Source organism: [Clostridium] celerecrescens 18A, from assembly GCF_002797975.1.
GTDB classification, from domain to species: domain Bacteria; phylum Bacillota; class Clostridia; order Lachnospirales; family Lachnospiraceae; genus Lacrimispora; species Lacrimispora celerecrescens.
Genome location: NZ_PGET01000001.1, coordinates 832945 through 847992, shown reverse-complemented (window position 1 = coordinate 847992; position 15048 = coordinate 832945). Strand labels below are relative to the sequence as shown.

Genomic DNA, 15048 nt, shown 5'->3' with positions numbered 1-15048 from the left:
CATAAAACTGGATTTTTAATAGGAATACCCATACTCTTCCATACACTGTTTTATGTATTTCTCATAGGCTCTTTCCAGCCACAGATTTCTTAGAAGCGTCACAGATTCCTCATACCCCGCCCTTCCGTAGTCATGCTTATCCAGTACCTTTAAGATTCCCTGGGAGGTTCCATAGTCCAATACGCCGCTGCTCTGCCCCGGTTCCATAGACCGGGTCTGTTCTGCAAGCCATGTCATTTCCTGATTATCTCTTGGAAAATCAGCCGTATCATATTCCACTTCCTCGTATTCAATTTTAACTTCTGATACTTCATTGATCTCATTGACGATATCCGCAGGCTCTTTTCCTTCGGCAAATCCTTTCTCCACAAAGCTCCAGGCCTTTTTCAGTTCCTCCGGATACTCTCCTGCCTTCATGCCGTAATACATATAAATACCGATCCTGGCTCTGCACCCCTTATCAAACAGGGCTGGATCTGAACTGGCGTAAATTTCCTTAAGCTGATCCTCAGAAGGCTTTAGTTTATCCTCTATGAGTTTTCCCTTCAGTTCATCTCTTACTTCCATCTGTGTTCTGGAGATATATTCCATCAGTCCATATTGACCGGGACCGTAAGAAACGCTTTGGGATGACTGCCGTTTTTTGTTCTCTTTCTCCAAGGATCTTTTAATGTCTTTCAGAGTGATATCCGCAGGGATGCCATATTGGGAAGCCTTTAACCGTTCCACCGCATCCCGGTAAAGACGGTCCATTGCCTTTTGTTTTAATACCTCCCTGGGGACCTCGCCCTGGATATTCGTCTCCCAGAAGCCGTCTTCATTTGGGTCTAGCTGATACTTATTGTAAAAATAGGACGTAACTTCAGCCCGGCAGTCATTTTCATAAAGCGCCAGATGGTCCTGAGTAATGGTGTAACTTCCAATTTTTATCACTTCATGGGAAGGGCCTTTCAGCCACCAGATCCCTGCCATGAATAAAGTTAAGAATACAACCGGTCCCATTATCAAATTCCATCTGCGCGCTTTCTGTTTCATTGTTTCCCCCTGCTCCTTACAGCTTTCTTCTATATTTTACCAGTTCCTGAGTCAAACGTCTCTCCATTTCATGAATTTCTTCCATTTCTGCATCCGGATCCTGGATAATACGTTTCGCATCTTCAAGCAGCTGTGTCAGATCTTCCTCATCCACATTGCTGTAATCTTCTGCTTTGATATTGGAAGCCATATCGATAATAAAGCTTAAATTCTTTTTTATTACCTTTTCCGGTACATAATCGGATTTCCACACCAGTGACGGCTTAATGGATCCTTCTTTGGCAGTTCTGGAGGAGTGAATATCCAGATAATTATTTTTTGCTGCCGTTGGTATGCTGATCTCAAACGAAATTTCAGTGTCTCCGTTCTTTTTAGCACTGCTAACAGCTTCCGTTACATCAAGCTTCTGGATCAGGCTTTCGGATGCCATTGCTTTTGTAAAGAAAGCCGCCGGATTTGTACCAATACGGGTGGGGAAACTGTTGAAGGTTACCGTTGCCTCTTCCCAATCGCTCTCCACCTGATAAATATCCGCGCTGGTAAAATCCGCATTTGGCGTACCGGACAGCTCAAAGGTCAGATAAACTGCCTGAGCGGATTCCGGCACCTGTTCCAGGCTGAACTTCATAAGGGATTTTCTGGTATAATTCTGTGCTCCCACATCATTTTTTACAATCAGGTAGGAAGAACCGCTGTAATTTTTATTGCTGTCTGATCCGCCCTGTACGTAAACATTGTCCATGACCGATGTGGTTTCGTCGCCGACCTGGACCTGGACCCGTGGGGTAAACCCTGCCGTGTTGCTGAGCCCCTCAGGCAATATCAGCTGCCCGGTTAAATCATAGATCCCTAATACGTCTTTCTGATAATCCCCTCTCTCCCATAAGATATCCAGTGTGTAGGTGCCTCCGGCGTTGTCATAGGCTTCCACTGTCTTTGGAAGCTGCAGATCCGTGAACTTTGTCCCGGGATCTGCCTTGATCCGGTCAAACTCTCCGGAAAGACCGATAATTTCACATGTCTTGGGTTCCTGAACCTTTAATGTGATCTTGCTGGTACGGCCTGCCATTCCTGCTGTTCTCACAGCCAGTTTGATAAACGGAGTTTTCTGAAGCACCTCTACATTGGCATCGGATTCTTTAATATCTCCGCCTATATAAGGGAGTGAAATCTCAATGGTACCATTGTTCTCCTTAGTGGGATCCGACACCCCTACGGTTGCCTCATCTCCATTGATCTGCATTGTTACAGAAGCGGCTTTATTGGATGTGATCCCTGCCGCAGTCGCTGCCTTGTTATTCCAGAAGTTCACTGCCGTGATTCCCAGAGCCCTTTCTCTGACTGCATGGGCGTTTTCGCTGCACTCCATGACTTCAATCCCCGGAGTTTCGCAGTATTGCGCCGTTTCTTTTGCAGTCTTACCAGGGAGAATCACATAACAATAATCCGCGTTCGATGGCTTTTTCCCGTGCTCGAACCAGAATGTGGCAAACTGGTTTGTCTCCTCCCCTTCACTGGTTCCCTGGGCATTCCAGTTACCGGTCCTCTTTTCTTTCAATGCCATGACATCGGTTTTCTCAGGGAAATAGTAGCCTATATCGGAGCCTTCCGCATTTCCCTCCAGATGGATCCAGGAGACACCGTCTATTTTAGCTCCTTTTGATACAAGTTCCGCACCATCGTCCCTGATATCCTTTGCTTCCCCATCGAACAGCACCTCGTTGCTTCCGGCCTTATTAAGCCTTCGGTTGTCAATAATGGTCTCCACGTAATTGCCAGTGGAGGAAGTGATCCCGCTTCCCACTGCTGCGATTTCGTCGTCAAACATGAACCAGGACTTTTTAGCGTCCGTGCCTGATCTGGTACTGCCGCTATTGCCCAGGGTCTTATAATGCATTCCTGCTGCACCGTAACTGCCAAGGCTGGAACCGCCCACCCAGCTGTAAATATTCTTTGTCCGGTCGCCGGCGCCGTTGGGCCGGGTGACATATTCGGTGGTCGTCCCTGCCAGACGTTTAGGATCTACGGTAGCCCAGTAGCCTTCCCCGTACTGGTCTCTGTCATAGTTGTAGAGGTATGTCATACCATCGGAAACATTCCAGGTGCGCTTGCCTTCATCGTTGATCAGCTCATGCCCGTATGTACGGCTGGAATGCATGGATAAAGCGAATCCGAATTCCGGCATAATATGTACAAGCTTATCCATACCTGCAAACAGCTTGTGAAGCACATACTCACTCCTCGGTTCAATGGAAGCATCTCTCATGATCTGATTTGCCTTCATTAAAGAAGCAATATGGGTACTGTGGCTGTAATAATAATCCTCATCCAGCCCAATGAAATATTTCATCATGCGGTTAAAGCGGTCCTGCTGTTCTGCAGGCATGGCATCCCCCATCAGCATCATGGCATCCATGATTCCCGCGCCTCTTGTTTTGTCATTTGAGGTCTTTCTGGTAATATCTCTTCCCGATACCATATCCATGCACAGACCATGATAGATAAATGGCTCGATCCCTTCAAATACCATATCAAAGATCAGCTGTTCTGCGTGATCCTCGTAGGTAAGTTCAAAATCAGTACCGGAAAATACGGAAAACAGAATGCTCAGCTTCTCATACAGCTGGGAACCGTATCCGCCCATATAGGAAAGGGCCTGGTGCTGGATAAAGGATCCGTCCTCATAGAATCCATCTCCTGTGGTCACATATTCAAATACGGTCTTATATGCCTTTTTTACATGATCCAGCTTACTCCTGTTGCCGGTCAAAAGACCGGTTTGGACCACTACCATGCCTTTGTCGATTAGATTGGCCCCTGTCATGGCCGGTGAACCAGGATAGCCGGAGGGACGGTCGCATACGTTCGTAAACCGGTTGACTGCAGCTGCATAGCGATCCATTTGATCCGGTGTCAGATCCTCATATAGAATCAGAGCCGTATCCAGAAATGCAATTGGGCCTCCGATTTCCCAGTGCCACCAGTTTCCGAACACCGGGTTCTTTTCGTCACTGCTGTTATAATGATGTTCATTCATAAAATCCAGGGCCAGGATCAGCTCTTTTTTTACTTCCTCATTCTGGTACAGCTGGCATCCCTTTGTTGCCCATGCGATCGCCACATCTTTTAACCGGTAGAAGGTCACAGCTACATTGCCGGAGTGGACCTTGGCTTCTGCGCCGGTTCCTTTGATGTAGCTCATATCCAGATCGCTCCAGAGATTTGTCCTGGACTCATCGCTTCCCTTTATCATGGCATTCCAGTATTCTCCGGCTTTTTCATCAAGCCCTCGGATATATGTGCGGACTGCCTCATTACCGGTATCCAGCTCTCCGCCCAGCAAAGTAACCAGCCACTTTTCCCTTAGTTCCTGAAACTGGGGATCAACTGGTTGTGCATTCATTGCCACGGAAAGTTCTGACGCAAGTTCATTGATCCTACCCCTCATCCCCCTGGTAAACAGGCTGACCCCAGGAGGAGCCACATTTTCATAGGTCAGCTTACTCTGATCGTATTCCTTCTGGAAAACCGATTTCCCCTCTTCCATAAGCTTTAATATTTTCCCATAAGTCTCGGGCGTATAAGCACCGGGATTTAAGCTTTTAGCCATTTTGTACACGGAAGGAAGACCGGGAAGAGCCACGGTTATATCGTACTCCGGCAGCCAGGAAGAGGTCTTAAAGTTTCTCGCTTTCAATACCACACTGTCTTTATAAATCTTTACATGGTAGCCGATTCCGGCTTCTTTTACTCCGTTTTCCGACTCATTATACGAGGGTAAATCAATTAAGGTGCCGTATTCCCTGTCAATGGCTTCCACCACGCCGAAACCGTTGTGAATATGACCGGACATGTAAATCACCTGGGGATATTTGGCAAATATCTCCTTTACTTTGGAATCCTGGTTACCGAAATCCAGCAGGATATTGCTTCTCCAGTGGCTATCCTTTAATGCATTGTGTCCCATGACAAAAATCGGCTTATCCGGGCTGGCGTTTTCAGCCAGAGTCTCTTCCAGCCAGCTTAACTGTTCTCCGGAAAGGAACATGGTATCCTTTAAGCCGTTTTCCGTATTGAGTACGATAAAATGATACCCCCCCAACCACCGGTCAAAATAGAGGGTTTCACCGTTTCCTGGCATATATCTTTTATTATGTTTCAGATAAAGAGCTTTTGCAGTAGGCCAATAGGCGCTGATAACAGTTTCATCCTTGTTCCATTCAGCTGAATTGAATCCCCTGACATCGTGATTTCCAAGGGCCATGATAACCTTATCGTCAGAAACCGGCGAATACTGATCCATGATATTATAAATCCCACGATACTGGGCCTCTGTGCCGTTCTGCGTAAAATCACCCAGATTTAATACCCCCAGAGAGTCAGGGGCAAGGGTTTTCATATCCTTTAACCCAGCTATAAAATTCACTGCATTGGTTTCCGACAGATCATCAGACTTTATATGGACATCGGCTACCACCTGGAAACTGCAAAGCGGCTCGCTGCCTTCTAAAAATTCTTTGTATTTTTCTTTCAGACTGCCAACGGCTGCCATGGCTGCGGCGGCTGTCATACCCTCCAGTTCTTTTTCAACATTCTCAATTTCCTGCTCCATAGCACGGATCCCCTCCAGAGAATACTGGGAACCCGGCTTGATGGATGCCAGCTGTTTTTTCATTAGTTCCATTGCTGTAATCACTCCTTCTGCTTCATAAATTGTTTTTACGGTAGAGGCACTGATCGCCTTCTTATACACCCTAAGCTCATCAACGGTACAGCCACTCATGCCATAGCACCCTCTGCCATCGCCGCCTAAGATGAAGTCCAGTCCCGTATCAACAGATTTTCCTTTGTGTCCTGTCATAGAAGCGGACGAATACTTCTCTCCATCCAGATAAACCGTCATATCGCCATCCCTGTCAAAGCTGCCGGCTACATGATGCCATTTGTCATCGTTGGCAGGGATTCCTTTTAATTCCACCCGGCTGTTTCCTGTTCCTGAAAAGTTCATTCTTATATCCACATTACTGACATTATTAAAATTACCAAATGCCCAACCCGTATTGCTGCCGCTTATATAGTTTTTATTGGAAAGGATGGTACCGTTATTCTGTCCGTGATTTTCCGTCTTCATCCAGAAGGACAGGGAAAAATCTTCCGTTCCAAATTTCAAATCCCCAGTCTGACCATAGGAAATATAATGGTCGGCTTTGGTATTTGGCTGTCCGGCTTTGCTTGCGTTATCCACGGAAACGCCGTTTCCCCGAATCCCCTTTACAAAGGCCGGCTGACCGTAAATGATTCCATCATTTCCTCTTCCGGTCTGGTCTTTTACCCTGCTCCCGGATAAACTGCTTTCGTCAAAGGAAGAATGCATGACCAGCCCGTCATTTAAAACCGTTTCCAGAGCGCTTTGATCCGTATCAGCCGCAGGACTCCCGGGTAAAGGAGCTGCATATATAAGAGTCTCCATAAGTATAGAACAAATCAACGCCGCCCCGCATATTTTTTTCCATATTACCTTCATAAGACCGCTTCCCCCAAATGGTCCCTGAAAGAGGAGAATCCCTCTTTCAGGTTAAATTATCACTGGACCCAGGCTCCGTTATTATCCACCCGATATCCGTCAGCCGTTGTGGTATTGGTACTAAGGGCTCCTATTGGTCTGCTTCCGCTTTCTCCAGTCTGATGTCCCCATTTGCCGTCTTCTGTTTTATGCCAGCCGGTTTCCCCCTGTGTGACAGAGTTAAAGTAATACCAGATTCCATTGATAAGAACCCAGCCGGTTCTCATGGCGCCGGACTCATCAAGGTAATACCAGTACCCGTCAGTTTCTTCCTTTACCCAGCCCGACTCCATGGAACCCTCCTGGCTTAGCCTATACCAGATGCCCTGATCCACGATCCATCCGGTCTGCATCATGCCGTCTTTATCGAACCAGTACCATTTCCCATTGATTTTTGCCCATTCGTCGGAAGCATAGGTCTTGTCAGCCTTTAAAAATCTCCATGCCGTTTCATTGACCTTCTGCCATTGTCCGCTGATACTGGCCCCAGTCCTTTTAGAAGACGAGCCTCCTCCCGAGCTGCCGGAACCGCTTCCCTGGGAAGTCTCCTTTATCACCGTTATCTGGAAGACGTCTGTGAACACTTTAATGGCATTATTGACCGATGTACGATAAGTGATGATCACATCCTTTACCCCCGGAACCGAAGTGCTTACATCTGATATCTCATAGCCATTTATGACTTTTAATGATCCATCACTGTACACGGCAGCCACCTTTAGGCCGAAATGACTGATTCGCTCTCCTGTTTTGTATTTTATTTGATTCGGTAATGCGATAATTTCAATTCCTGTGACAATCCTGGTTTCCGTTCCCGAATTCCCGCTAAATTCCAGGCCTTCAACAGCCTCTTTCAAATTGTCATATGCCAGATCTACCCGGTCCTGTTCGCCCTTTGTAAGAGTCTTATCCTTTAAAACAGACTTAGCTTCTGAAAGAGCATCCTTTAATTCCTCATAGGACTCCTCGGTGTAATCCTTCTTGTTCTTGGATTCCGCTATGAGCACCAGATCCCGGAGGGCGGAAGTATCGGGCTTTAAATTCTCTTCTGAAACAAGATACCAGATTGCCTCCATCAAACTGACATATGCCTTATGTACTTCTGATTCGGTTGCCTTCGTATTGATCAGTACGAAAGCGGCCTGGTCGAATGCCTTTATAAAACGGTTTTTAGCCACATCGGTCAGTTTATCCAAAGCGCCTTGATTGACCAGATCCGCCGCTTCGGTATAGAGAACAAGGAGTGCATTCTTGTCTTCCGGTTCAATGATGTTCACGGTTACCGCTGCAAACTTCTGATTCGGATTTTCAATTGTATCATGGCCGGTAAGATCCAGATAACCGATGCAGGTATAGGTGAATACCTTTTCCGGGTCATAAGCATGATCCGGGAACCAGTATGAAATGGGTACTTCCGCTTCCTGCCCATTATCTAACAGTGCTGCTGCGGTCCCCGGAAGTCCCAGTTCCTCCCATGGCGTTCCAACCAGCTGGATAATCGGTGCAATATCTCTGACCGAGACGACTTTATGCATCGCCTCCATAACATAAACCGTACACCTTATGGGAAGCCTCACCCCATTCGCTTTTCCATACACCACAAAGTTCCCCTCGCTCTGGTAATTTGCGGAATCTATGCTGTTCCATTCCACAATGACATTCTTTTGTTCTCCGCTTGAGTAACTGACTGATACCGTCTCAGGCAGAACAGGAGTCTTCCCTGCCGGTGTTGATACGGAAACAGCTTCCACCGACCTTTCGTAAACATTGCTTAAAACCATAGTAGGAGCCATCTTTCCGCTTGCCTCTTTGGATGCGAAATCAATGCCGCCATTGTCACCGTTTGCATACTCACCAAAATAATCGGTTGTCATAAGGAAGGAATACTTTGTCTGTCCATTCTTTGCATAGGCATTCTTTACCCAATCGGTCACATCCAGTTCCACCATATTCTCATGGACATCCCGGATATTGGCATACACGATTTTTTTATTTTTGATTACCAGGTTTTCAGAAGAAACATTGGGAGAGGAATTCCACGTAACCGTTCCTTCATTCCAAACGTCATCCACCTCATAAACCTTGAGATAAAAATGATTGTTTATGGTTTTATAATCCGCCTCCGAAACAGGTCTTGTCATCTGCAGCTTTATGGTAATGCTGGAGGCCGATCTTAGCATCTGCTCTTCATCACTTAAATCAAAGCCGATCAGCCCATTTCTTGTATAGGAAGGTGAGTTATTGGCTGTTTTAATCTTAATAACATTGGGGTCGGAGCTTCCGTAAGCCTTATTTCCGTCGCTTTGCTGGGTATAGGCATCCTTTGAAGCCACCTTTTCCTTTACGCTTGTTCCATCTCCCAGTTCACCGATGACCGTTACCTTTGCCGCGCATCTATCCTTCAGACCAGAAACAGTCCCTTCTACCGTGATTTCACCTTCACGGGAATACTGTTCCAGGGTAATCGTTTCCCATGTCACCCCAAGCTCCAGGGTCAAACCGCCTGTAAATTCAGCTGTAACCTTATCAGGGAGTACCGGGTAGATTCCTGCAAACGTCCATACTTCAACCGGCTCAAAGCGTTCCGGTGCATCTGCCACAATGACAGAAGCCACAACCTGATTGGATAAACCCGGAAGGACTCCGTCAAGTTCAATTACTCCCGCCTGCATGCAGTCTTCCTTTGTCAGTTCATCCCACTTAACCGGATAATCATAGGATTCCCCGTCCAGAATGATCTTTAAGGTTGCCGGAAGTTTCGGCACAACTCCGGGAGTCGTTACAATATGAACCTCCTCCACTTCCTCTGCCAGCTCATCCTCACTGGAATATTCCAGAGCGCCTATATCCACACGTCCGGCAATGATATTGCCCATAATATCTTCCGTAGGCATGCCTTCGAGCCTCTGACCGGCGCGGATACAGGGCGATCCCTCCGTCAGCTGATACGGCTCTGCCAGCATCTGGATCCTGTCTTTGGTAAAATCGGAATTCATAAGGTCTTCCAGTTCCTCCAGAGGATACTTAAATTTGGAATAATCCTTTCCCGCCTTATAATCGATCAGCATGGGATCCTTAAATATATTTCCTTTGGCTTCCAGGCTCTCCTTATTCAAAACAGGTCCGGCACTGGTGTTTGCAATGGTATCCGGGTAAAAACAGTTATTTTCTATCACGCTGTCATTATGGATGGTGGATCCCTGGGCTAAAACTGCAAAGTCAATGGTTGCTCCATCCTTGGCCAGAACAATATTGTTTTTGAAATCTACAAAACAAGTTCTTTTGCTCATTCCGCCAAACAGTGAAGTTTTTTTATCTTCTCCAAAGACAACGATGGTATTGTTATAAATTTTTCCTACGCCGGGTCCTGCAGAAGATGTATTGTCATAATGGAAGGTCTGCTGCTGCATCCTGCTTTCCCCAGGATAAGTGCCTGTACCGTCATTAATGCTTATATTATAACGGAATATGGTATTTTTCTGGCTCGACATAAACAGCATGACACCGCCGCCGCAGTCATGGCTTAAATTGTATTGGAAAATATTGTCCACATTCATCATATCGGAATCAAAGGCCTCGCCGTCATCGTACCCGTACCGGTTGCCGTAAACTTCATTGTACTGTACGGTGACGTCATCAGCAAACATGGTCCAGCACTGGGCGTAGTTTACTGCACCCCGGTCAAAGCCGCAGGAAGAATTCACCATGTTTCCCTCGATCAGTCCGCCTTTGGTTTCCGTCAGAACGATGCCGTCACCTACGACATTTTCCAGATAATTATTACGAATGGTTACATTGGAATAGTTTTTAAGGAATTCGTTTTTCCCCCAGCCGGAACCGGATATATCTGTATTGCATTTATTCCGGATTCCCTCAATCGCCACATTCTTTACATAATTCCCCTCAATCACCACCTCCTCAAAAGCAGCCCGTCCCATGGCTTTGGCGGTCAGATTGCCGCTGTCATCAATGGTGACCCTGTTTCCGTCCTTGTCCAGGTAATGGCCCATAACGATAATGCCGCCGGAAGTTTTTCCGCCTTTGAAGTTGGAGTTGACATCGTGTACGTAACAATTCTTCACGGTAATGTGTTTGTATATCTTTTTCTGATTGGAAGAATAGATCAGGATCCCGGCACGTTCACTGGTGCCGCTGTCCATGGCTTCTCCCATCTTATCCGTATTTTCCAGATTCGTCACTTCCAGGTTGTAAATTTCCCAGTACTCTTCGTTATAAATCGTTACTGCGCCGGTAATAGAAGGTCCGGAGGTGCCATTGCCGTTAATCAAAGGGCGGCTGCCTTCTCCGTATGTATCAATGATGATGGGCGCTCCCTCCCGGCCGCTTCCTTTGGGATTCAGTGCCTGATTCCAGATGCAGTCCGCTTTTAACAGTATCTTGTCTCCTGGTAGAAAGGTTTTGGAATTGACCCTGTCAAAGGTCTTCCACGCAGTCTCTTCTGTTTTTCCGTCTCCACTGTCATTGCCGTTTTTGGCATCCACATAATACACCGTTCCCTCTTCCTGCAGTTCCTGTGTTTTCTGTGCATTGGATGCAGTGGCATAGCTGGCATTGGACCTTGTCGCCTTGAGTTCATCCAAGTCTTCATAGCTGTCCGGCGACATTTCCAGGACATCAGCAAATCCGATCACATTCACGGGCAAGATGCCGATCATCATCACTGCTGCCATCATGCCAGCCGCTTTTCTTTTGAAAAGCCTGCTGCTTTTAAGCATAAGAAAAGATCCCCCTTACTTTTTTTTACGCCCATATCCGTTCATTCTGAACCCATTAGCACTTACGATAAAACAGCGGAATTATGGCGTTTCGTTATATAAAAAGTATAGCATTTATGGACCGGCGTAAAAATAAATCATCTTAAGGTTTTTGGCAATATCTTCATTTTTCTGATTTTATTTATTACAGAATTTTACGATTTTTATATTTTCATCATCTTTTCTCATTTGAAATTTATTAGGATCGTTTTATCATTTAATGCCTGAATTGAATGGCCGATTCTATTATAGCACAAAAAAAGGTCCAAAGAACCGCAACCGATCCTTTGAACCTTTCTTATACCTTATATCTCCAGGGAGTTTAAGGTTTCCCATACCTCCTCTATCACCGGGATGCCGTTCTTTAAATTGTCTTCTCTTGTCTTTAATTCCAGCTCGCCCGGATAGAATACTTCCCCGCCTTCTGCAGCCGGCACAGAGGACTTGATGTCCTTTAAGATCTCATCCACAATGGAATCTGTCTCTTCCACGGAATTAAATTTACCCGGATCAATCGCGATCATCACCTGGGACAATCCTACTTCATCTCCAAAGGTGCCGATCTTTCTTACGGAGTTTCCATTGGTGAGTACCGTTGCAATTAAGTCAAGAGCAACGGAGATCCCGCTTCCCTTCCAGTAGCCCATAGGAAGGACTCTCCATGTTTTTTCAATTTCTGCCGGATCTGTGGTGATATTTCCACTTGTATCATATCCGCCTGGAACCGGAAGATTCTGTCCCTTTAGCCTTGCCTCTTCAATCTTTCCATAGGAGAACTGGGATACTGCACAGTCAATGACAGCATGCTTTCCATTGCTTCTGGGAACTGCCATGATGATAGGGTTATTTCCGATCCTTCTGTCCTTGCCACCCCATGCAGGCATGTTGGGCATGGTGTTGGACCAGCAGATTCCGATACAGCCTGCATCAGCCGCCTGCCATCCATAGCTTCCGCCTCGCATCCAGTGGTTGTTATTACCAAGGGCAACAACGCCTGCGCCATGCTCTTTTGCAAGTTCACATGCCCGGTCCATAGCAAGCTTTGCGTTCAAAGGACCAAATCCCCGATGACCATTCCAGCGTTCTATGGTCCCCATAGATGATTCACAGGTGGCAATGGCTGCTGCATTGATTTCCCCCTTGTCCAGGTAGCTGACCACTCTTGGAAAACGGTTTATGCCATGGGAGTAAACACCGTCCAGGCTGTTTTTGGCAAATACGGCGGCTGCCCCTTCTGCATGTTCTGCCGAAAACCCTCTGCTCTCTAAAATCCTCTGAAATTTTTTTAATAAGTCCTCATACTGTACTCTCATGCTCTTTATTCTCCTTTTTTCGCTCCGTTGCGCCGGGTATCTCATTATCATCTTCCTTTATGATAATGCCGTAAGATGCGAAGATGTACAAGCTGCAGGCGCATACAAGAAAGCGCTTTCATGTAGTTATTATAACAGCATTAACCTATATGTCAATAAAAACCTGATTATCTTTCTTTTATTAGTATTTTATATACATTTCAGGGGCTTGTTTATAATGAAAAGGTTGAATGCATTTAATTCTCTTAAAAGCGTTTTCTCAACATATCAAAAAAAACGGCGCTTATCTTCTAATACTCTCAGAAAATAGGCTGCCGCATAAAAAAGCATTTTTATATCTTGTCCAGATAACACTTCCCCCTGTCATGTGGTTCCCCGCGTAATCAGTTCCGGCTGGATTGCCAGGTTGGAAGCTGACATCTTTCCTTCAAGAACCTCCTGTAAAAGCTGGGCACATAGTCCGCCCAGTAATTCCGGTTTATTATCGATAGTCGTAAGCTCCGGCTCACAGATCAGAGAGTCCGGTGAATTGTTGCATCCGGTGATCACCACCTGATCTGGAATGGAAAAGCCTTGTTTTTTTAAACCCTTCATCAGTCCAATGGCAGTAATGTCTTCTCCGCACACTACACCGGTAAAACTTATACCAGAGGAACACAGAATCTCAGCAGCTTTTCGCCCGCCCTCCAGGCCATGTTTGCTGGATATCACTCGTTTTTCCGCCTCAGGGATGTCATGAAGCTTCATAGCTTCCAAAAATCCCTGCCGTTTTGCCCGCCCGCTGTCGGTTTCCAGGTCATAAACATAAACCAGCTCCCGGTGTCCCTTGTCATACAGATAGTCCACTGCGGCCCTGATCCCTTTTGCGTCATCTACCTGAACAGAATAAAAATCAGGCAGGTTCACCTTACCGTTGGCCACGATTACCGGGATGTTCTTTATTTTAGAGGTGATGTCAGGATAGTTGATCAGCTCATTGAAAATAGATCCAATGAGCACGATACCGTCAACCTGCTTTTCTGACAGGATCTCCATGTATTTTTTACATTTTTCTATGGAGACTCCTGTGTTACACACCGTCACGTTATAACCTCTGTTGCTGAACTCCTGCTCAATCACATAAATCATCCGGGCATAATGAGTCACTCTTACATCCACTGTCAGGATGGCTATGCTTTTCATGGTCTTTGAGACCAGACCCCTTGCAATGGCGCTGGGCTTATAATCGTATTTCTTCAGAACCTCTTCCACACGCTTCCGTATCTCCAGATTTACATTTCCTTTATTGTTTAAGACACGGGAAACCGAAGATATGGAAGTTTTTGCTTCTGCCGCAATATCATAAATATTCATCAGTCATCACCCTTGAAAGCCCTTTCCTAAGCTTATCTTAGGAAACTCATTAACTAAAAAACAGATCTTTCACTTCCTGTACAGGCATCTCCTGTCCTGTATAGAGTTTAAAGGCCTCAGCCCCCTGCCACACAAGCATTCCCTGTCCGTCAATGCATGTACAGCCGGCAGCCTTTGCCTCTCTTAACATCTTCGTTTCCTTTGGATTATACACCGCATCAACTACGACTAAGCCAGGGTGGAACATGGTCACATCCTTTACAACGCTCTCCTGATCCATTGGCTTCATTCCAACAATGGTGGCATTCGCCAAAATATCACTGGAAGCGATCTCTTCTCTCATCGTTTCATTATCCGCAATGTCATATACATTAACAACGCATTCCGGCTTTTCCTGCCTGATCTTTTCAGCGGTTTGAAGGGTTCTTTCAAAGAATGCATCCTTTATGTTAAAAACAGAAATTTCCCTGGCTCCCTCTAAGGCGCACTGCACCTGGATAGCGGCTGCCGCTCCGCCTCCGCCGCATACAATGATCTTCCTGCCAGCGATTTCTACTCCGTGATCCCGGAGATTATCTACAAAGCCCTGACCATCTGTAATATGTCCGATCAGCCTTCCCTCTTCATTTACTATGGTATTGACCGCGCCTATGATACGGGCGGCGGGCGATAGTTCATCCATGTATTTCACAGCTTCATTTTTACAGGGCATAGTCACGTTGCAGCCCCTCATGCGGAGTGTTTTTATGGCATCAATTGCTTTCTCAACCTCTTCTACCTTGATATCAAAGGCAAGATATGCGTAATCCAGCCCAAGCTTCTCAAAACAGTAATTATACATAGCCGGTGATCCGGAATGTCCTACCGGCGAACCAATCAAACCTAGCAAACCTGTTTTTCCCGAAATTCTTTTTTCCATCGTTTTTTCTCCTTCTCACTCTATTGCCCATCTTTCCCGGGCGTAAAGGTACGTCTGTATTAACGATAAGATACACTCATTTTACCGGCT

The 15048-nt window shown here is 46.1% G+C and carries 6 protein-coding genes; all 6 read right to left on the bottom strand.

The features are described 5' to 3' along the window. Positions 1-15 precede the first annotated feature (15 nt). The 6 genes from H171_RS04010 to H171_RS03985 all read right to left on the bottom strand — a co-directional run bounded on the left by H171_RS04010 (position 16) and on the right by H171_RS03985 (position 14958). Positions 16-1035 (bottom strand): hypothetical protein, encoded by a 1020-nt coding sequence (locus H171_RS04010; RefSeq protein ID WP_100303999.1) that lies wholly within the window; start codon positions 1033-1035, stop codon positions 16-18. 16 nt (positions 1036-1051) lie between these two features. Further along, positions 1052-6559 (bottom strand): polysaccharide lyase family 8 super-sandwich domain-containing protein, encoded by a 5508-nt coding sequence (locus H171_RS04005; RefSeq protein ID WP_100303998.1) that lies wholly within the window; start codon positions 6557-6559, stop codon positions 1052-1054. Between the two features lie 59 nt (positions 6560-6618). Then, complete coding sequence (locus H171_RS04000) at positions 6619-11334, bottom strand: Ig-like domain-containing protein (protein ID WP_100303997.1); 4716 nt, start codon at positions 11332-11334, stop codon at positions 6619-6621. Between the two features lie 344 nt (positions 11335-11678). After that, complete coding sequence (yiaK, locus tag H171_RS03995) at positions 11679-12686, bottom strand: 3-dehydro-L-gulonate 2-dehydrogenase (RefSeq protein WP_100303996.1); 1008 nt, start codon at positions 12684-12686, stop codon at positions 11679-11681. Between the two features lie 363 nt (positions 12687-13049). Beyond that, positions 13050-14039 carry a LacI family DNA-binding transcriptional regulator gene (locus H171_RS03990; RefSeq protein WP_100303995.1) on the bottom strand — a complete coding sequence of 330 codons (990 nt, stop codon included), beginning with the start codon at positions 14037-14039 and terminating at the stop codon, positions 13050-13052. Positions 14040-14088: 49 nt separating this feature from the next. Further along, positions 14089-14958 carry a shikimate dehydrogenase gene (locus H171_RS03985; RefSeq protein WP_100303994.1) on the bottom strand — a complete coding sequence of 290 codons (870 nt, stop codon included), beginning with the start codon at positions 14956-14958 and terminating at the stop codon, positions 14089-14091. Positions 14959-15048 lie beyond the last annotated feature (90 nt).

Coding starts and splice junctions, on each gene's coding strand:
- H171_RS04005 (WP_100303998.1), bottom strand. CDS start 6,559: ATGAAGGTAATATGGAAAAAAATATGCGGGGCGGCGTTGATTTGTTCT.
- H171_RS03985 (WP_100303994.1), bottom strand. CDS start 14,958: ATGGAAAAAAGAATTTCGGGAAAAACAGGTTTGCTAGGTTTGATTGGT.
- H171_RS04010 (WP_100303999.1), bottom strand. CDS start 1,035: ATGAAACAGAAAGCGCGCAGATGGAATTTGATAATGGGACCGGTTGTA.
- H171_RS03990 (WP_100303995.1), bottom strand. CDS start 14,039: ATGAATATTTATGATATTGCGGCAGAAGCAAAAACTTCCATATCTTCG.
- H171_RS04000 (WP_100303997.1), bottom strand. CDS start 11,334: ATGCTTAAAAGCAGCAGGCTTTTCAAAAGAAAAGCGGCTGGCATGATG.
- yiaK (WP_100303996.1), bottom strand. CDS start 12,686: ATGAGAGTACAGTATGAGGACTTATTAAAAAAATTTCAGAGGATTTTA.